This is a genomic window from Lacinutrix sp. MEBiC02595 (assembly GCF_053601555.1).
In genome coordinates this window covers 113,514-133,413 of record NZ_JBSHNU010000184.1, presented here as the reverse complement: position 1 = coordinate 133,413, position 19,900 = coordinate 113,514, and the positions used below count along the sequence as shown (strand labels likewise).

The 19,900-nt window shown below is 32.5% G+C and carries 16 protein-coding genes; 14 read left to right on the top strand and 2 right to left on the bottom strand.

All coding sequences use genetic code 11. The features are described from left to right. Positions 1-56 precede the first annotated feature (56 nt). From ACVCZW_RS05200 to ACVCZW_RS05190, 3 genes are read left to right on the top strand one after another with little or no spacing between them, the layout of a single operon-like run. The gene (locus tag ACVCZW_RS05200; RefSeq protein WP_452228867.1) at positions 57-1,109 is read left to right on the top strand and encodes a glycosyltransferase family 9 protein; all 1,053 of its coding nucleotides are present in this window, start codon (positions 57-59) and stop codon (positions 1,107-1,109) included. Positions 1,110-1,111: 2 nt separating this feature from the next. Then, complete coding sequence (locus tag ACVCZW_RS05195; protein WP_452231835.1) at positions 1,112-2,194, top strand: CDP-glycerol glycerophosphotransferase; 1,083 nt, start codon at positions 1,112-1,114, stop codon at positions 2,192-2,194. Beyond that, positions 2,187-2,942, top strand: a complete 756-nt coding sequence (locus ACVCZW_RS05190) for a glycosyltransferase family 2 protein (RefSeq protein WP_452231834.1) — start codon at positions 2,187-2,189, stop codon at positions 2,940-2,942. The genes ACVCZW_RS05195 and ACVCZW_RS05190 overlap by 8 nt, the downstream gene beginning before the upstream one ends. Before the next feature lie 25 nt (positions 2,943-2,967). Here ACVCZW_RS05190 and ACVCZW_RS05185 read toward each other — a convergent pair whose 3' ends face one another. Further along, on the bottom strand, positions 2,968-3,726 hold the full coding sequence (locus tag ACVCZW_RS05185; RefSeq protein ID WP_452231833.1) for a lipopolysaccharide kinase InaA family protein: 759 nt from the start codon (positions 3,724-3,726) through the stop codon (positions 2,968-2,970). A 99-nt stretch (positions 3,727-3,825) separates the two neighbouring features. On the opposite strand from ACVCZW_RS05185, the gene ACVCZW_RS05180 reads away from it, so the two are divergent. Then, the gene (locus ACVCZW_RS05180) at positions 3,826-4,932 is read left to right on the top strand and encodes a glycosyltransferase family 4 protein (RefSeq protein WP_452231832.1); all 1,107 of its coding nucleotides are present in this window, start codon (positions 3,826-3,828) and stop codon (positions 4,930-4,932) included. A gap of 3 nt (positions 4,933-4,935) precedes the next feature. Here ACVCZW_RS05180 and ACVCZW_RS05175 read toward each other — a convergent pair whose 3' ends face one another. Then, positions 4,936-5,811, bottom strand: coding sequence for an ATP-grasp fold amidoligase family protein (locus tag ACVCZW_RS05175; protein WP_452228872.1), 876 nt, complete (start codon positions 5,809-5,811; stop codon positions 4,936-4,938). A gap of 113 nt (positions 5,812-5,924) precedes the next feature. On the opposite strand from ACVCZW_RS05175, the gene ACVCZW_RS05170 reads away from it, so the two are divergent. The 10 genes from ACVCZW_RS05170 to ACVCZW_RS05125 all read left to right on the top strand — a co-directional run bounded on the left by ACVCZW_RS05170 (position 5,925) and on the right by ACVCZW_RS05125 (position 19,847). Beyond that, on the top strand, positions 5,925-6,485 hold the full coding sequence (locus ACVCZW_RS05170; protein WP_452231831.1) for an L-threonylcarbamoyladenylate synthase: 561 nt from the start codon (positions 5,925-5,927) through the stop codon (positions 6,483-6,485). A 74-nt stretch (positions 6,486-6,559) separates the two neighbouring features. After that, complete coding sequence (locus ACVCZW_RS05165) at positions 6,560-7,978, top strand: CCA tRNA nucleotidyltransferase (protein WP_452231830.1); 1,419 nt, start codon at positions 6,560-6,562, stop codon at positions 7,976-7,978. A gap of 99 nt (positions 7,979-8,077) precedes the next feature. Continuing rightward, complete coding sequence (locus ACVCZW_RS05160; protein WP_452231829.1) at positions 8,078-8,527, top strand: GNAT family N-acetyltransferase; 450 nt, start codon at positions 8,078-8,080, stop codon at positions 8,525-8,527. Between the two features lie 2 nt (positions 8,528-8,529). Beyond that, the gene (locus tag ACVCZW_RS05155; protein WP_452228876.1) at positions 8,530-9,543 is read left to right on the top strand and encodes a COX15/CtaA family protein; all 1,014 of its coding nucleotides are present in this window, start codon (positions 8,530-8,532) and stop codon (positions 9,541-9,543) included. Positions 9,544-9,672: 129 nt separating this feature from the next. Continuing rightward, on the top strand, positions 9,673-10,188 hold the full coding sequence (locus ACVCZW_RS05150; RefSeq protein WP_452228877.1) for an IS1096 element passenger TnpR family protein: 516 nt from the start codon (positions 9,673-9,675) through the stop codon (positions 10,186-10,188). Between the two features lie 121 nt (positions 10,189-10,309). Beyond that, positions 10,310-11,206 carry an ABC transporter ATP-binding protein gene (locus tag ACVCZW_RS05145; RefSeq protein WP_452228878.1) on the top strand — a complete coding sequence of 299 codons (897 nt, stop codon included), beginning with the start codon at positions 10,310-10,312 and terminating at the stop codon, positions 11,204-11,206. A 45-nt stretch (positions 11,207-11,251) separates the two neighbouring features. Beyond that, on the top strand, positions 11,252-12,076 hold the full coding sequence (locus ACVCZW_RS05140) for an ABC transporter permease (protein WP_452231828.1): 825 nt from the start codon (positions 11,252-11,254) through the stop codon (positions 12,074-12,076). Between the two features lie 84 nt (positions 12,077-12,160). Further along, positions 12,161-15,514, top strand: a complete 3,354-nt coding sequence (locus tag ACVCZW_RS05135) for a T9SS type B sorting domain-containing protein (RefSeq protein WP_452231827.1) — start codon at positions 12,161-12,163, stop codon at positions 15,512-15,514. A gap of 7 nt (positions 15,515-15,521) precedes the next feature. Further along, the gene (locus tag ACVCZW_RS05130; RefSeq protein WP_452231826.1) at positions 15,522-17,969 is read left to right on the top strand and encodes a T9SS type B sorting domain-containing protein; all 2,448 of its coding nucleotides are present in this window, start codon (positions 15,522-15,524) and stop codon (positions 17,967-17,969) included. A gap of 30 nt (positions 17,970-17,999) precedes the next feature. Further along, on the top strand, positions 18,000-19,847 hold the full coding sequence (locus ACVCZW_RS05125; RefSeq protein WP_452231825.1) for a T9SS type B sorting domain-containing protein: 1,848 nt from the start codon (positions 18,000-18,002) through the stop codon (positions 19,845-19,847). The last annotated feature ends 53 nt before the right edge of the window (positions 19,848-19,900 follow it).

Sequence of the window (19,900 nt, the reverse complement as noted above, 5' to 3'; positions counted from 1 at the left end):
CTGAATTCTGTGACTGAATACTTATCCTTAATTAATAATAAAATAATTCTTAGAGTTTGAAGATACTAGTTGTTCAACAGAAAATGATTGGAGATGTGCTTACGAGTAGTATTCTGTTTGAAGCATTGCGTGCAAAATATCCAGAAGCCCAACTAGATTATGTTATTAATTCACACACATTTCCTGTGGTGGAAAATAATCCGTTTATAGATAATTTTCTTTTTATTACTCCTGAGATTGAAAAGAATAAGATCCTCTTTTACCGTTTCCTAAAAACACTAAAAAAGAAAAAATACGATGTTGTTATTGATGTTTATGGGCAGTTAGGAAGTACACTTATTAGTAGATTCACTTCCGCTAAACTAAAAATTGCATATTATAAAAAACACACCGCTTTTGTTTTTACGCATCCAATTCAGCGAATCAAAAACCCAGAAAACAATGCAAGTTTGGCCATTGAAAACCGATTAAGACTTTTAGAGCCTTTAGATATTCCTTTTAAAAATAGAGTTCCTAAAATTTATTTAAAACTTAAAGAAATCACTACCGCTAAAAAGTATTTAGAAACATCTAAAATACAAAGTAGCAAACCTTTATTTATGATTAGCGTTTTAGGTAGTAGCGCTATTAAAACCTACCCCGCAAAATACATGGCTTCCTTATTAGATAGCTTGGTAGAATACAAAAAGGATGCACAAATACTGTTTAATTATATACCAAAACAGGAAGAAGAAGCTAGAGAAATTTATGACTATTGTTTAGCGCAAACACAAAACCATATTTATTTTAATGTCTTTGGAAAAAGTTTAAGAGAATTTTTGGCAATCACACAACAATGTGATGCTTTAATAGGAAACGAAGGAGGCGCAAATAATATGGCAAAAGCATTAAACATTCCCACCTTTACCCTTTTTGCACCTTATTTAAACAAAGCGAATTGGTTTAGCGAAAACGAACCGGGAAACAATATTGCTATACATCTATCGGATTATATACCTTATAATGAAACGGATAAAATAGAAGCTAAAAAAAATCCGGAAGCGTATTATTTAAAGCTTAAACCAGAATTTATCAAACCAGCTCTTAAAAAATTTTTAAGTAACTTATAATCATGAATTATAAATTTTTAATTTATATCTCGTACAGTTATGCGCTGCCAATTGGTACGCCTTTAGAAACTGAAATTATCAAACGAGGTTACACCGTAAAATGGTTTGCAGATATTGCCGATGGTAAAAAAGCTATCCAAGAAAAAGAGAATGCTTTACAAACAACACAAGAGGTTATTGATTACAAACCAGACATTGTATTAACAGCGACAGACAGTGTTGCTGATTTTATTACAGGTTTGAAAGTGCAGATATTTCATGGTTTTAATGCGCAAAAAAGACCTTCAAAGAAAAACACTTTTAGTCATTTTAGACTTCGTGGCTTTTTCGATTTATATTGTACACAAGGCCCATCTACAACAACTGGTTTTAAAGCACAGCAAAAAAAACATCCCTATTTTGAAGTTGTAGAAACGGGATGGAGTAAAGTAGATCCTTTATTTCCTATAGAAAAAAGAGAAAGCAATAACACAATTATGATTGCTTCCACGTTTACCGAAAGCTTAAGTCTAGCGTATAATGACGCGGTATACCAAGAGATTAAAAGACTATCTACTGCTGGAACTTTTAATTTTATTATGGTTTTACACCCTAAACTTCCAAAAGCTATTATTAATAAATGGAAATCTATAAATAATGCCAATTTTAAATTTTATAATACCACAGATTTAATTCCTTTATATAAACAAGCGGCTATTATGTTTGCCGATACCACTTCTGCAATTCAGGAGTTTTTACTTCAAAAAAAGCCAGTCGTTACCTTCAATCATACTTTTAACCATGACTACTTGTTACATGTGCATGAAGCTGGCGATTTAGAAAAAACATTTCAAGAAGCTTTGTTGTATCCTGAAGATTTAATTAAAAATATAGCGCATTTTCTTCAAGATTTACATCCTTATTTTGACGGAAAATCTAGCCAACGCATTATAGATGCTTCTCTTTCTTTTTTACATAAAGATAAAAACTATTTAAAACAAAAACCCTTAAATTTGGTGCGAAAGTATAAAATGCGAAAACGATTAAACTACTTTACTTTTAAAAGCTATAATAAAGCATACACTTTACTTAAAACGAATGAATAAACTAACTGCAATTATTCCTACAGGAAATGAAATTCATAATATAGAAGCGGTTATTGCTTCCGTAAGTTTTGCTGACGAAATACTAGTTGTAGATAGCTTTAGTACGGATGGCACTTTTGAAAAAGCACAAGAATTAGCAACTAAAGTAATTCGACGGGAGTATGAATATTCTGCTTCGCAAAAAAATTGGGCCATTCCCCAAGCAAAACACGAATGGATTTTATTAGTAGATGCAGATGAACGTGTTACTCCAGAATTAAGAGAAGAAATTCAGGCTAAATTAAAAGAATCAAAAATAGAACATACTGCGTATTGGATTGGTAGAATGAATCATTTCATGGGAGAACGCGTGCATTATAGCGGTTGGAGAAATGATAAAGTAATTCGTCTTTTTAAGCGTGATTTATGCACTTATGAAGATAAACATGTACATGCCGAAATTATAGTAAATGGTACTATTGGTAAGTTAGAAAGCAAGTTTTACCACAACACGTATATTACTTTTGATAAGTATCTAGAAAAGATGAATCGTTATGCATGGTGGCAAGCAAAAGATTACGATAAAAAAACAGGAAGCTTAACGCCTTATCACTTTGTGATTAAACCTTTTTACGGCTTTTTTAAACACTATATAATGCAAAGAGGTTTTTTAGATGGCCTTGTTGGTTTTACTATTGGTACCATACAAGCCTATGTTGTTTTTATGCGCTATTTAAAACTTTGGCTATTACGAAGAGGAAGAGAATAATCTTTCGAGTTTTGGATCTTAAAGATTACTTTTTCCAAAATTTCAATTTCTTTTTCAAACGTTTTTTTCGTTTAAACTTCTCTTGAAAAGCTTCTGTTTCCTTCCACATTAAGCCAAACACTTTAGTATAATCTTCTCCTGAAATTTTAGCATATTCATCACTCATCGTTTCTACAATAGATTGATGTACGGTAAGTCTAGAGAAATTCTTTATTCTTGCTTCAAAGGACATGGGCTTAAATTCCATCCTATTTAAATCTACCAAATAGAATTGGTACTCGCCATCTACTTTTTTAATTAACGTATTTCCTGGAGAATGATCTAAAAAGTTAATATTATTTTGATGTAATATATAGGTAAACCTTGTAAACGCTCTTAGTATCGTTTCGTGATCAGGATAATCTAAATCTCTTGTAAGCTCTCTGTACGTTAAATCACAATCTAAATGAGCACTAATATAAAAGCTCTTTTTAAATAGAAACGGCGTTGCAAACTCATAATATGCAATTGGCTGCGGTGTTCCAATTCCTAGTTCTTTTATCTTAGAAGCATACTCAAAAGAACGCTGTGCTTTACTTTTTCTGAAAAACTTATAAGCTATTTGATTAAATATATTTGGTACTTTAAACGATTTAATATTTATCGTTTCTCCTTCTAAATCAAATAATTTAATAACATTTCTATCTGCTTTACCAAATTGTGTTCCTAAATCATTAAAATGACTAATGAAATGGTCTAATTTTTCTTGGTGCTTTTTATAGATGTCTTGATATACCGTTTGCATCTTGCAATATTACAAATTTTACGGGTTATTAATCTAAAAAAACAAAGCTGTTATTAAATGTTTTTAATTACTTTGTAGCCGACACTATTGAATATAACTATGAGATTATTACAGATTACTGCATCTGGCGTTTGGAGAGGTCATGAACAAAAAATTATTTATTTATACGAAGCCTTTAAAGAAAAGAATTATGTAGAAGATCAATATATTATTTGTGCCAACAACACGCCTATTCACGAGGTTGCTAAAGAAAAAAACATGCAAGTTATTGGTTTTGATTACAAATCGGAATATGATTTAGGTTTTGCAAAACAACTAGCACAAATTGTAAAAGAGAAAAAAATCGATGTTGTTTTTATTCATAATAGTAAAGCACATACCTTGGCTGTTTTATCTCATTTATTTTATAAACTTCCTGCTCCTTTAGTATTATGCAGAACTTTAATAAGACGTGTAGATTCTAACATGCTTAGAAAATGGAAGTACAATTACAAAGGCATTAAAAAAATAATTTGTGTATCGCAACCTGTGGTAGACGTATTAAAATTTGCTGTAAAAGACACGAGTAAAATGTGCGTAGTTGGTAGTGTTACAGATGTACACAAATTTACGAAACAAGAAAAAAACGGCTTATTACATAAAGAATATAACATTCCTTCGGACTATAAAATAATTGGAAACATTGCTGCTTTTGCTGGCTTTAAAGATCACTATACTTGGGTAGATGCGGTTGAAATTTTAGTAAAACGAAATAATATAAAAGCGAAATACATTTTAATTGGAGAAGGAAAGTTAGAAGCTGAAATAAAACAATACGTAACTGATAAAAACCTGAATGATCACATTATATTTTCCGGATTTAGGAAGGATATACCACAGGTTTTACCAGAATTCGATTTGTTTATGTTTACTTCTAATAACGAACCAACAGGTGGCGTTTTATTAGAATCTTATGCTTGCCGAGTTCCTATTGTTGCTGCAAATGCAGGAGGAATTCCAGAAGTTATTGTAGATAATGAAACTGGATTTTTAGCAGAAGTTGGTAATCCTGTCGATTTTGCGGATAAAGTAGAATTATTACTGAAGGATAAAGAACTTCAAAATAAATTCACAACCAACGGTCATCAGTTTTTATTAGATAACTTCACCAAAGATGTTATTGCTAAAAAAATGTATGACAAGTTAAATGAAGTTATAAATTCTTAAAAATTAAATTGGTAATTTTATTAAATCACCAAGCTCGAAGTTGAGTCTTTCGACGGTAAGTCTTTTATTTGCTGCCCAAGGAAAAAATGTAAGCTCTCCAAAATAAATTTTGTTTTCTATAGAATATAAATCTACCCGAACAAAAATGAAATCGCCCGCTAATTTTTTGGCAACCGTTATTAATTCTTCCAAATTATCTGGTTTAGAAATATCTTTAGATAAATAATCCTTTTTATTTGTGTCTGGAGACAATCTATTCCAGTTTAAATCAAAATAGCAATTTCTATATTTTCCATCGTCAAAGGTTTTTACCCAAATACAAGCTGGTTCCCCATGAATACAATAAAATTTATAATCTATAATATGATCATTATCCAATTGGTCTAAATACTTCTCGGCTAAAATTCTAGGCTGTACATCCTTATAAATTCGTTCTTTATATCTCTCATAATAGTTTAGAGACATAAACTTATTTAATTTTGTTTTTGCATCTCCCCAATCTAAACTACTTTTATCTTTAACAATTACGTTATACCCAGAACCGTGTGTTCCTTTTAATGCAAATTGATTAGGTAAATCATCTAACTTTATTTCATCTACATGATCATAAATAGCAATAAATTCATTTAAATATGCGTCTCCGATTTTATCTTTTACATACGCCCTAATCTCGTATTTATCTACATAATTTTTATATGCTTCCGTATATTTAAAAAACTTTAACCATTGCAGTTTTTCAACAAATTCCGTAGGGTTTTCAATATTTAATGACCTATTATTTTTTAATTTGTAATATGTTTTTACATACTGAAAATCTGTACCAAAAACTTTAAAATACTTTATTGATAATTGATAATACTTTCGTTTTATAAAATTCATACTATTTTTAAAAGGCTTTAGTTTTCATTTTACTATGGATTCACATAAATAGATGTAAGCAAATATATTAATATCTTATTGAATATCTTTGCAGCATAATTCTTTTTAAATAAATGAATACAGAAATAGCAAACGCGACAAAAGTTTTAAAACAAGGAGGAATCATACTCTACCCAACAGATACCGTTTGGGGAATTGGCTGTGACGCCACCAATGCAGAAGCTGTGGCTAAAATTTACAAGCTTAAAAAACGCATAGAAACCAAAGCCATGATTTGCTTAGTTGCAGATGATAGAATGCTAAATAAGTATGTAAAAAAAATACCCGATGCTGCACAAAGTATTTTTGATATTAGCGATGATCCTATTACCATCATTTATGATGACGCACAAAATCTAGCAGAAAATTTAATTGCTGAAGATAAAACCATTGCTATTCGTATTCCAGATGATGAGTTTTGCTTTCAAATATGCAGAAAACTGAATGGCGCCATTGTTTCTACCTCAGCAAATATTAGCGGGCAACCTACTCCTAAATCCTTTAAAGAAATACACCAAGACATTTTAAAAGGTGTGGACTATGTTGTAAATTTGCACCACGATAAAAAAAACGTAAAACCATCGGCTATTATTAAATTAAGTAGTAGCGGTATTGTTAAGGTTATACGTAAGTAAAAACACAAGTTTCAAGTACTACATTCTAAAAAATATATCCTTAGCATTAACACTTGATTACTGGAATTTAGTTTATGAATTACAAACAAGCATTACAAAATAAAATTTTCAAAATAATTTCGCAATCTGCTAAAGAACTAGGTTTAGAAAGCTATGTCATTGGTGGTTTTGTTCGTGATTTTATTTTAAATCGTGGAACAGCAAAAGATATAGATATTGTTGCTATTGGTAGCGGAATTGCGCTAGCAAAACAAGTAGCAAAAAATTTACCCAACAAACCAAAGGTACAAGTATTTAAAACCTACGGAACTGCAATGCTTCGCTACGAAGATATTGAAATCGAGTTTGTTGGCGCTAGAAAAGAATCCTATAACGAAGACAGTCGAAACCCTATTGTCGAAGATGGGACCTTGCAAGACGACCAAAACCGACGCGATTTCACAATTAATGCACTCGCCCTAGATTTATCGGAAGATAACTTTGGCGACCTTTTAGATCCGTTTCAAGGCGTTCCAGATTTAGAGGCTAAAATCATTAAAACACCATTAAATCCAGATATTACCTATAGCGATGATCCGTTAAGAATGATGCGCGCCATTCGTTTTGCGACACAACTAGATTTTATCATTGAAAAAGAATCGCTAGATTCCATTTCAAGAAACAATGAACGCATTAATATTATTACCAAAGAACGTATTGTTGTAGAATTAAATAAAATTCTAGAAGCAGACAAACCATCTATTGGTTTCTTATTACTAGAAGAAACTGGATTATTAAAGCATATATTACCAGAACTAACGGCGTTAAAAGGAATTGACGAAGTAGAAGGTCAAAAACATAAAGATAATTTTTACCACACCTTAGAAGTTGTAGATAATATAGCACCAAATACAGAAGACGTTTGGTTACGTTGGGCTGCATTATTACATGATATTGGTAAAGCACCAACAAAAAGATTTAGTAAAAAAGTAGGTTGGACCTTTCATTCCCATGAATTTGAAGGCTCAAAAATGGTCTATCGTTTATTTAAAAGACTCAAAATGCCATTAAATGACAAAATGAAGTTTGTCCAAAAGATGGTTTTCATGAGTTCTAGACCAATTGTACTCGCACAAGATGTTACCGATTCTGCCGTACGTAGATTGGTTTTTGATGCTGGAGATTATGTCGATGATTTAATGACACTTTGCGAAGCAGACATTACCACTAAGAATCCGAATAAATTTAAGAGATATCATAATAACTTTAAGATCGTTCGTGAAAAAATTGTAGAAGTAGAAGAAAGAGATAGCGTACGTAATTTTCAACCACCAGTTTCTGGGGAAGAAATAATGAAAACCTTCAACTTAAAGCCTTCCAAAGAAATCGGAATAATTAAAGAAGCGATAAAAGAAGCTATTTTAGAAGGCGTAATTCCTAATGAATTTGATGCCGCATTTCAACTAATGCTAAAAGAAGGAGAACGTTTAGGATTAGTCAAAAGTGAGTCTTAGAGAGTGTTCAGTGTTCAGTGTTCAGTGTTCAGTGTTCAGTGTTCAGTGTTCAGTGTTCAGTGTTCAGTGTTCAGTGTTCAATAAGTAAAACGAAAAAAAATGGATTTAGTTAGAACCAATTCTGAAAATAACGATTTTGTTTACTTAGTAAAACAACTGGATGCGTATTTAAAAATAACAGACGGAGAAGAACATGCCTTTTATAACCAATTCAATAGTATTGCCGTTTTAAAAAATGTCATCATAGCTTATAATAAGGAAAAAGCTGTTGGTTGTGGCGCTTTTAAAGAGTTTAATAAAAGTACTGTAGAAATCAAACGTATGTTTACTAGTACCGAAACCAGAAACTTAGGTATTGCCTCTAAAATTTTAGAAGATTTAGAAAATTGGGCAAAGCAATTAGGATATAAAAAATGTGTACTAGAAACTGGTATTCGACAAATGGAAGCGGTACATTTTTATAAAAAAAACAACTATAAAATAATCACAAACTATGGCCAATATGCGACTATGGAAAATAGCTTGTGCTTTGAAAAAGAATTAATTTAGCGATGAAAAAGGATAACAAAAAAGTAATCTATTGGCTATTTACTGGCTGTTTATTAATCTTCATTATGGTGGTTGTTGGTGGCATTACCAGATTAACCGATTCTGGTTTATCCATTTCAAACTACAAACTAATCACAGGAACCATTCCTCCTATTGGAGAAGCCGCATGGCAAGAAGCATTTGCCCTTTACCAACAATATCCAGAATTTCAAAAGTTACATTCTCATTTCACATTAGAAGATTTTAAAAGCATTTACTTCTGGGAATGGCTGCATAGAGTCATTGGGAGATTAATAGGTATGGTTTTTATTATTCCTTTCTTATACTTTTTAGCAACCAAACAGCTAACTAAAAAAACAATAAAAAAATGCATGGTACTTCTTGTTCTTGGCGGTTTTCAAGGTTTTTTAGGTTGGTATATGGTAAAAAGTGGATTAGTAGATAAACCAGATGTGAGTCATTTTAGGTTAGCTGCGCATTTAACCACGGCCTTTTTAACTTTTGCTGCAACTTTATGGGTGGCATTAGATTTAATTTTCCCAGATAGAAAAGCAATCGATAAAAAGTTTAGAAACCTTATTCTTGTTGGCTATATCGTATTAATTTTTCAAATTATTTATGGTGCTTTCGTGGCTGGTTTAAAGGCAGGATTATTACATAATCATTGGCCCTTAATGAACGAAGGAAAATTTATGCACGAAACCGTTTATATACTTAATCCATTTTATAAAAATCTTATTGAAAACCCAAGTGGTATTCAGTTTATACACAGAACAACTGCTTACTTAGTGGTTCTTTTCATATGCATTATTTGGTTTCAAGCAAAAAAGAAAATAACTACTAGATATCAAAAAATAGGGATCCATTCGTTAATAATCTTGGTCGGATTTCAATTTTTATTAGGTGTACTAACCATTATATATCAAGTCCCTTTAATATTAGGTGTTGCACATCAAATTGGTGCTTTTTTCTTATTAACAGCCATGACATTTACATTGCACCGTTTCAGCAAATAAAATAAAAACAACCTAAAATACTTGAACGACATAAATTACTTATCCTCCGAATTTAGTTTTGAGATTTTGGAATTTAGTTTTTGGTTTTTGGGCTTTGGAAATCGTACCTTTGCAAAATAATATTTTACCATGATTTACAGATTTAGAGTAGTACTTGATAATGACACAGAAGAAGATATTTTTCGTGATTTAGAAATTCGCGAAACCGATACTTTAGAAGACCTACATAACATCATCACCCAATCTTTTGGTTTTGACGGATTAGAAATGGCTTCGTTTTATATAAGTAATGATACTTGGGAACAAGGAGAGGAAATCTCTATGTTTGATGTTAGCGAAGGTGCAAATGAAGTTCGTTTAATGAACGAAACGGTTATTAATGATGTTACGCATGAAATGGCCACCAAACTAATTTATGTGTACGACTTTTTAAGCATGTGGACTTTTTACGTAGAGCTTGCTGAAATTGTAGAGGAAGCTGAAGGTCAAGATTACCCAAACCTCATGTTTGTTCATGGACAAATCCCAGATGAAGCGCCAATTAAAAACTTTGAAAGTGAAGACGAAGATGAATTTGATGAGTTTGACGATGGTTATGACGTTAATGATTATGACAACCTAGACTTTGAAGAAAACTGGAACTAAATAAGGTTCTTTATATCATTTTAAGCACTCTAATTTAAATAATTAGGGTGCTTTTTCATTTTAACCTGTAACAATTTTTCGCTTATCTCGTCTTACTTATAACTAATCAAACCTGTATACTTTGGAATCTATTCTTACGATTAATAACCTTACCAAAAAATTTGGCTATCTCACCGCTGTAAAAAACCTTTCGTTTACTATAAAAAAAGGAAATGTTTATGGTATTCTAGGACCCAACGGAAGCGGAAAATCGACAACATTAGGCATCGTTTTAAATGTGGTAAACAAAACGCAAGGAGACTTTAAATGGTTCGATGGCACAGTATCTACACATGATGCATTGAAAAAAGTTGGAGCCATAATTGAGCGCCCTAACTTTTATCCGTACATGACCGCTTCGCAAAACCTAAAACTGGTTTGTAAAATCAAAGGAGTAGCTTATAGTAAAATTGAAGAGAAATTAGCTATTGTTGGTTTAGAAGATAGAAAAGATCACAAGTTTAATACCTATTCATTAGGTATGAAACAACGTCTTGCTATTGCTTCCGCTTTATTAAATGATCCTGAAATATTAATTCTAGATGAGCCTACTAACGGATTAGATCCGCAAGGAATTCATCAAATACGTAAAATAATACAAGATATTGCCGCAAAAGGAACAACTATTCTATTAGCTTCTCACCTACTCGACGAAGTAGAAAAAGTGTGCACACATGTTGTGGTTCTTCGTAAAGGAGAAAAATTATATTCTGGTCGCGTAGACGAAATGATTTCTAGTCATGGTTTTTTTGAATTAAAAGCAGAAAAACAGGAAGATTTAATAAAACTATTAGAAAGCAATACTACTTTTAAAAATATAAAAGTGGAAAACGGTTTAATTACAGCTTTTTTAAATGCACCAATGGATGCTTCCGATTTTAACAAACTTATGTTTGAAAAAGGCATCGTATTATCTCATTTGGTACAACGTAAAGAAAGTCTTGAAGAACAATTTCTTCAGCTTACAGACAATAACTAATACATCCATATATGCTGAACTTGCTTCAGCACCAAAACCAAACCCATGTTACGACTATTAAATCTTGAATTACAAAAACTGCTACTTAACAGAGCTAGTAAAGTACTTATATTTGTTTCTTTTATATTACCATTTACGGTATTAATTCTATCTTCTATAAAAATAAACTTCTTTGGTTTTTTCACATTAGAATTGGGCGAATTAGGAATCTTTAACTTTCCTATAATTTGGCATATCACAACATTTTTTGCATCGCAGTTTAAATTCTTTTTCGCTATTGTTGTAGTTAGCATGATTGGTAATGAGTATAGCAATAAAACGATAAAGCAAAACTTAATTGATGGTTTAAGTAAAAAGGAATTTATACTTTCAAAATTCTATACCATTGTATTCTTTTCCTTAGTAGCAACTATTTTAATAGCAGTAGCTTCCTTTTGTATTGGTATGTACTACTCTAGTTATACAGAAGCTAGTATCATATTTAGAGAAACTAATTTCTTAGTCGCTTATTTTGTGAAGCTTGTCGGTTTTTTTACGTTATGCTTATTCTTTGGTATGCTTGTAAAACGCTCTGCTTTTGCTTTAGCTTTCCTATTTATTCTATACATTTTAGAATATATCGTTTTAGGTTTAATCACTTGGCAAAGTAACTATGAATTGGCCGAAAAAATTCAGAATTTCTTCCCATTAAAATCAATGTACAAGTTGATAGATCAGCCTTTTCAACGTGTTATGATGACAAAATTTCCAGACAAGATGGATCTTACGTATAACTACGCAGTCCATTGGTATGAAATTGTTATTGTACTTTGTTGGACTGGGTTATTCTTATTTTTATCCTACAGAATTTTAAAAAACAGGGATTTATAAATAACACATCGCACTCATTTTAACACGTACCTCTTAATATTCAAATAAAAATATAATATCTTTGATAGCTATTGCTATAAAAGAATGAAAAACATATTATATCTACTTTTTCTTATTGTTACTGTGTCTTACTCACAAAACCAAGCATCTAATTGGTATTTTGGGGACAATGCCGGGATTACTTTTGACAGCAATACGGGAGCTGTATCTGCCTTAACAGATGGACTATTAAGTACAGACGAAGGTTGCACAAGTATTTCGGATATCGATGGTAATCTTTTGTTTTATACCGATGGTATTAAAGTATACAATCGCAACCATCAAATAATGCTAAATGGTAATAACCTATTTGGAAACCCTTCTAGTACACAATCTGCTATTATAATACCAAAACCAGAAGATCCAAATATCTATTATATTTTCACGCAAGGGACCACTTACCTAAGCCAACAGGACTTTGGTTTTAATTATTCGGAAGTGGACATGACTCTAGACGGTGGTCTTGGTGGAATAACGGTTTTAAAGAATCAGCGGTTACTACATAAGGCTTCTGAAAAACTAAGTGCGGTACTTAAAGATTGTGCATCTGGTGAAATCTGGGTGATTACCTTTGCTGATGCTGATGCAATCACAAATAGTGGAGCAGTAGATAACAACAATAATACTTTTTATGCATTCAAGGTAAGTTCTGCAGGTGTGGATACTACACCAATTACGTTTACAGATACGACTCGAAGTCTTGTAGAAAGAAGAGGTTATTTAAAGGTATCTCCAGATGGTAGTAGACTTGTATCTTCCAATATTAGCAGCGGTTTATTTATATATGATTTTGATTTAAATACAGGTTTAGTTTCCAATCCGCAACAAATAACAATAAACCCTACCAATCTTAATGGCGCAATTTACTCGTATGGAATTGAGTTTTCTTCTAATAGTAAAGTACTATATATAAGCACCTACAATGATTTAAGTCAAACCAGTAGTTCTAGACCTTTCGATCAACAAAGTGCAGTATTACAATACGATATAACAACCGGAGACATTAATGAAATTAATGCTAGTCAAATCAATATAGATATTAGCCAAGGTTATAGAAGTGCCTTACAACTAGGTCCAGATAGTAAGATTTATAAAACCGAAAGTAGCACCTATTTTGTAGGTTTACCTAATTTAAGCACCATAGAATCTCCCAACATTTTAGGTGTAGATTGTAATTACACACAAAATGCTATAAACTTAAATGGCAGATTAGCTAGACAAGGCTTACCTCCTTTTATTTCCTCTTATTTTACTGAAAAAATAGATATTATAGGGAACACGTCACAAACCATCCAATTACCTTTATGCACTGGAGACATTTATACTTTAGAAGCAGAAGATGTTGTTGGAGCAACTTATTCTTGGACTGTTGATGGGGTAGCAATAGCAACACCAGTACCTCCATATCAATTAACCATAAACGCAGATGGGAATTATGAAGTGGAAATACAAATACCAGGTAATGACTGTGAATCTAAAGAAGGACAAGCTATTGTAAAGTATTATGATATTCCTGTAGCAAACCAACCAGCAGATATTTTAGTTTGTGATGACAACAATAATGACCATTGGGCATTTAATTTTTCTTCGCAAAATGCTGCCGTAATAGACACACAAGACGCGAGTATTTATAGCGTACATTATTTCGAAAATCAATTAGATGCCGATAATAATGAAAACGAAATAATTGGGTCGTATGATAATCAAGATAACCCACAAATTATCTATACTAGAGTTCATAATGATAATAATCCGAATTGCTACGATACCTCTTCTTTCAAAATACATATTTACAATACACCAATTGCAAATTTTGTAGACAACTTTACGACTTGTGATGATAATGCGGATGGCGATGACACCAACGGACAAATAGATATTTTACTTACCGATTTTAACACCGAAGTTTTAGACACTCAAAACGCAGCAGATTATACAATAACCTACCATAACTCTCAAGCAAATGCAGATGCCGGAATCCCTGTTTTACCTAACACCTATTATACACAAACTCCAAATCGAGAAACTATTTTTGTTAGAATAGAAAATAATTTAAATGCAACATGTTATGATACTACCTTTTTTGATGTTATTGTAAATCCGTTACCAAACCGTTTTGACAGTAGCTTATTTCAATGTGATGAAGATGGTGCTATAGATGGTATTACGGTATTTAATCTTACCGAAGCAGAAGATGCTTTAACGGGAAGTGCAACCAATGTTTCGGTTAAATTCTATACCGAACTAGCAGATGCTGAAGCTGGTGTAAATGAAGTCGATGGGACAAACTATCCCAATACTACTAATCCGCAAATCGTTTTTGCTCTTATTACAAATAACACTTCAGAATGTACAGCAATTGCAGAACTTTCATTAGAAGTAAGTACTACGCAAATTCAAAATTATAATGCTCCAGTAGCTTGTGATGAATTAGATTCAGAAGATGGTATAAATGCTTTTAATTTAAACGATTTCACAACAGATATTCAAGCTATAAACGGCATCACGTTTCCTATAAAATACTATGAAACATATAATGATGCACTTTTGGAAGAAAATGAATTAACTTCTCCATACGTCAATACAAATCCGTACACACAAATTATTTACGGAAGAGCAGAAGATGACAATACATGTTATGGTATTAGTGAAATAACGGTAACAGTGAACAGGCGTCCGCAACTTGTAGAAGATGAAACGGCTTTTTATTGTTTAAATTTTCACCCAGAAACAATACCCTTAGAAAGTGGAGTCATTGGTAATCCTGCCGATTATACTTATGCGTGGTCTAATGGAGCAACTACAAACGAAATTCAAATTAATGAAGTAGGAACCTATACCGTAACAGTTACTAATGTAGAGGGTTGCAAAAAAACGAGAACAATTACTGTAGAAGCCTCTAGTAATGCAACTATTGATTCTATCGATATTGTAGATGCTTCTTCTAATAATACAATAATCGTTAATGCTTCTGGTGAAGGAGTATATGAATACGCCCTTTTTAATGACGCAGGTATGCACACCTATTATCAAACAAGTCCTATTTTTACCAATGTAGCTCCCGGAGGTATTTATACGGTTTCTGTTAGAGATTTAAAAAATAGCTGTGGTATTACAGAAAAAACAATTTCTGTAATTGGTTTCCCTAAGTTCTTTACACCTAATAATGACGGTATTAATGATTTTTGGCAAGTATATGGCGTTTCTAATATTTTTCAACCAAATACAAAAATTAAAATCTTTGATCGTTATGGGAAATTGTTAAAACAAATTAGCCCAATTGGTCTAGGTTGGGACGGTACATTTAATGGCAAAATTTTACAAAACGATGATTATTGGTTTGCAGTAACCCTTCAAGATGGAAGAGAATACTTTAATCATTTCACTCTAAAAAGATAACTCACTTTTGAAAACAAATAGAAAACTACTTCTTATACTTATAGCAAATTTCTTTGTGCAATTTACTTTCGCACAACTACCAACAGATTGTATCGATGCCATTATTGTATGTGGTAACTCCAATGTGAATTTAGACGCTAACGGAATTGGTACGCAAGAATTATCTGGCTCTAACACCTGCGGAAGTCAAGAAAATAATAGTTTATGGTTGCAAGTTACCGTAGTTAATAATGGCACACTTGGATTTACATTAAGACCAAACAGTGGAAATATTGTAGTGGATTATGACTTTTTTGTATTTGGCCCAAATGTCACTTGTGGTGCTATTGGTTCTGCTATTCGATGCTCTACTACAAATCCGCAAGCTGCAAATCAAGGCAATAATTTAACGGGGATGAACGGTACAGAAACAGATATAGCTGAAGGTCCTGGAGCAACTGGAAATAGTTTTGTAAAATGGTTAGATGTAATTGCTGGAGAAACGTATTTTATTGTTATCGATAGACCTGCAGGAACAAGCCCTTTTACTTTAGAATGGACCGGAACTGCAGAATTTGCAGAACCACCAACCAATGATGCTGGAAGTGCCGATGCCTTAAACATGGAAGATTGTGATTTAATTACTCCTTTTGATGATGGCTTTACAACATTTAACTTAGAAAACAATACCGCTTCTATTACAGGTACGCAAACAAATATTTTTATTACTTATCATGATTCTGAAAGTGACGCAAACCTAAATATTAACGCATTATCTAGCCCGTATACAAACACCGCAAATCCCAAAACTATTTATGCTAGACTAACCAATACAACCAATGGTTGTTTTGATATTGCTCCCTTTGAATTAACCGTAAAAATAGGCCCCGATTTTAAAACTCCTACAGATCTACTTACTTGTGATAACTATGATGATGGAAACGCCACAGATGGTTTCACCTTTTTTGATTTAGCATCTAAAACGGCAGAGATTCTTGATGGTCAAGATGCTTCACTAGTAAACATAACCTATCATGAAACGAATACACAAGCTTTAAATAACACAAATGCGTTGGCTAGTCCGTATTACACCACAGACACCACCCTTTTTGTAAGAATTGAAAGTGCTTCTGAACCAGATTGCAAAAATATTACAACTTTAGATTTAAGCACATTATCTATACCTCCTAGTATTAACAGTTCTCTTTTTCAATGTGATGAAGATGGGACTATAGATGGTTTAACGGTTTTTAATCTTTTTCAAGCAAAAGACGCCTTAACTGGTGGAGATACAAATGCTCCGGTGAAATTTTATACTTCCGCGGCAGATGCAGAAAATAGCGTGAATGAAATAGATGGTAATATTTACACTAATACTACAAATCCAGAGACTGTATATGCACAAATTATTAATAGCACCACAACATGTTTTTCTGTGGCAACACTTACGTTGGAAGTAAGCACTACTCAAATTCTAGATTATAACGCTCCAGCTGTTTGTGATGCTTTAGATTCCGAAGACGGCATACACACTTTTAATCTCGATGATTTCACAACAGATATTCAAAATATAAATAGCATTACCCTACCAATTACCTATTATAAAACATATAATGATGCACTTTTAGAACAAAACGAACTAACATCACCCTACACAAATACAATTCCTTATACACAAACTATTTTTGCAAGAGCAGAAGACAATAATGCTTGTTATGGCATTAGCGAAGTTTCTTTAATAATACATGAGTTACCTGCTGTTTTAGAAGACGAAACCCTATTGTATTGTTTAAACTTTTATCCGCAAACCATAACCTTAAAAAGTGGCGTTATTGGCAATCCCAACAACTATACTTATGCATGGTCTAATGGAGAAACAACAAACGAGATTCAAGTAAATGAAATTGGAAGTTATACCGTAACCATTACGAATGCAGAAAGCTGTGATAAATCAAGAATACTAACTGTAGAAGCATCCAATATTGCGACTATAGATGCAGTTGAAGTTATAGACGGAAGCATCCGCAATACCATAACCGTTTTAACTTCTGGTGAAGGAATTTATGAATATGCATTATATGATGCGGATGGCGTTTTGTATCTTCCGTATCAATCGAGTAACATTTTAGAAAATGTATATCCAGGAATGTACACTATTGCTGTAATGGATATTAAAAATAATTGTGGTATTGTAGAACAACCTGTTTCTGTAATTGGCTTTCCCCAATACTTTACACCTAATAATGATGGGATTCATGATACTTGGCAAGTGCTAGGAATTTCTAACCTGATACAACCAAACACCAAAATTAAAATTTTTAATCGTTATGGTAAACTTATAAAGCAAATTAGCCCTTCAAGTACTGGTTGGGACGGCACATTTAATGGAGAATATTTACCAAGTGAAGATTATTGGTTTGCCATTACATTGCAGGACGGAAGAGAATATTTTAACCATTTTTCATTAATACGCTAAAATGAATCGCGTACATGTGCATAGCAGACTATGAAAACGTGCAACCATACTTTAATTTTACTCGTACTTCTATGGACCTTTCTTCCTCTAGCCGCGCAAGATATAACGTTATACCAGCAATACAATGGTCGTATTAATTACACCGCTATTGGTAATACTTTAAACCCTGCAGAAAACAATATAGCTAGAGAATTTTGCGAAACACTACCTAATTCTTCCGCAGCATTAAACCTACCAAATACAGAAAATATTGTAGCAGCCTATTTGTATTGGGCTGGTTCTGGAGTTGGTGATCTAGAGGTTTCCTTAAACGATATACCGGTTCTAGCAGAAGAGGTTTACCGTGTTGCATATGAAGATCCTTTTAACGGAACACTTCCCTATTTTTCCTGCTTTACAGACATTACGAGTATCGTTAATAACCTAGGTAACACTACTTACACCTTAAGTGATTTAGATATTTCTGAAACACTAGCAAACAACGATGGTTATTGCAGTAACAGAACTAATTTTGCTGGTTGGAGTATGTATGTTATTTACGAAGAATCTAGCTTACCAATAAACCAAGTGAGTCTTTTTCAAGGCCTAGAAATTATTAACCGCGTAGTACAAGAAAAAACAATTGTTATAGATAATATTAATGTTTTAGATAATGATGGCGCTAAAATTGGATTTCTTGCTTGGGAAGGAGATAGCAACCTCAACTATGGAGAAACCTTGCAAATAAATGGGAACCTAATTTCTAACGCTCCGTTAAACCCTGCAGATAATGCTTTTAATGGTACCAATTCTTTTACTAATTCTAACACATTTTATAATGGCGATTTAGATGTTTATAATATTCAAGATAATATTGCTATTGGTGACACCTCTGTAGAAATAAAACTTACAACGGGAGCTACAGACGACTTTGGAATTTTTAGAGCCGATTTAATAATTTTAAACAATATAATAACCGTTTTAAATAGTCAATTACCAGACGCTACTATAACGATTAACAATTATTATATGCCTTGCTATAGCAAAACCATAGACCTAGATTATACCGTCTTTAATATAAATAGCACAGAAGTATTACCAGAAAATACACCAATTGCATTTTATGCCGACAACCAAATTATTGCACAAAGCATCACACAAAATGAAATAGCAATAGACGCTTTTGAAAACGGAAATATCTTACTTACCATACCAGACAATATTCCAGACCACTTTACCTTAACGCTTGCGGTAGATGATATTGGGGATGGTAACGGCGTTGTTATTGAGCTAAACGAAACCAATAACATAACAACAGAAAACCTACAACGTATTCCATTACCAGAAAGCATAGAATTAGCAGCTATTTTAAATTGTGATATTGGTTTTAATACCTCTATTTTTAATCTAACAAACCCATTAGACAGCATTACATATACAGATATTTCTACTATCCATTTTTATGAAAATTTGGAGGATCTTATAAATAATGATAATTATATAATGCACCCCGAAGATTACCAAAGCACTGCAAGTCCGCAAACGATTTATATAAAAGATACAACCGAGGAATGCTATACCATCTATCAATTTAATCTACAAACAGAAAACTGTCCTCCTACCATTCCGCAAGGGTTTTCTCCAAATAATGACACGGTTAATGATTGGTTTAACATTCAAGATTTATATGATATTTTTGAGCAGCATGAACTTCAAATTTACAATAGATATGGTACGCTAATTTTTGTTGGAGATAATTCCACAAGATGGGAAGGCAAAGCCAATCGAGGTATTAATAATCAAGGTGAAATACTTCCTGTTGGCACCTATTTTTATGTACTAAATCTAAATGACAGTAACTATAAAATTATTACCGGTTGGGTTTATTTAAATAAATAGCGCATTCAACACCTTGTATTTCGTCGATTTTATTTGCATTTCACCTAAATTTC

What these genes read in the sequence shown, in the direction of transcription:
- ACVCZW_RS05195 (WP_452231835.1), top strand. Translation starts at nt 1,112, where the DNA reads ATGAATTATAAATTTTTAATTTATATCTCGTACAGTTATGCGCTGCCA.
- ACVCZW_RS05190 (WP_452231834.1), top strand. Translation starts at nt 2,187, where the DNA reads ATGAATAAACTAACTGCAATTATTCCTACAGGAAATGAAATTCATAAT.
- ACVCZW_RS05185 (WP_452231833.1), bottom strand. Translation starts at nt 3,726, where the DNA reads ATGCAAACGGTATATCAAGACATCTATAAAAAGCACCAAGAAAAATTA.
- ACVCZW_RS05180 (WP_452231832.1), top strand. Translation starts at nt 3,826, where the DNA reads ATGAGATTATTACAGATTACTGCATCTGGCGTTTGGAGAGGTCATGAA.
- ACVCZW_RS05175 (WP_452228872.1), bottom strand. Translation starts at nt 5,811, where the DNA reads ATGAATTTTATAAAACGAAAGTATTATCAATTATCAATAAAGTATTTT.
- ACVCZW_RS05170 (WP_452231831.1), top strand. Translation starts at nt 5,925, where the DNA reads ATGAATACAGAAATAGCAAACGCGACAAAAGTTTTAAAACAAGGAGGA.
- ACVCZW_RS05165 (WP_452231830.1), top strand. Translation starts at nt 6,560, where the DNA reads ATGAATTACAAACAAGCATTACAAAATAAAATTTTCAAAATAATTTCG.
- ACVCZW_RS05160 (WP_452231829.1), top strand. Translation starts at nt 8,078, where the DNA reads ATGGATTTAGTTAGAACCAATTCTGAAAATAACGATTTTGTTTACTTA.
- ACVCZW_RS05155 (WP_452228876.1), top strand. Translation starts at nt 8,530, where the DNA reads ATGAAAAAGGATAACAAAAAAGTAATCTATTGGCTATTTACTGGCTGT.
- ACVCZW_RS05150 (WP_452228877.1), top strand. Translation starts at nt 9,673, where the DNA reads ATGATTTACAGATTTAGAGTAGTACTTGATAATGACACAGAAGAAGAT.
- ACVCZW_RS05140 (WP_452231828.1), top strand. Translation starts at nt 11,252, where the DNA reads ATGTTACGACTATTAAATCTTGAATTACAAAAACTGCTACTTAACAGA.
- ACVCZW_RS05135 (WP_452231827.1), top strand. Translation starts at nt 12,161, where the DNA reads ATGAAAAACATATTATATCTACTTTTTCTTATTGTTACTGTGTCTTAC.
- ACVCZW_RS05125 (WP_452231825.1), top strand. Translation starts at nt 18,000, where the DNA reads ATGAAAACGTGCAACCATACTTTAATTTTACTCGTACTTCTATGGACC.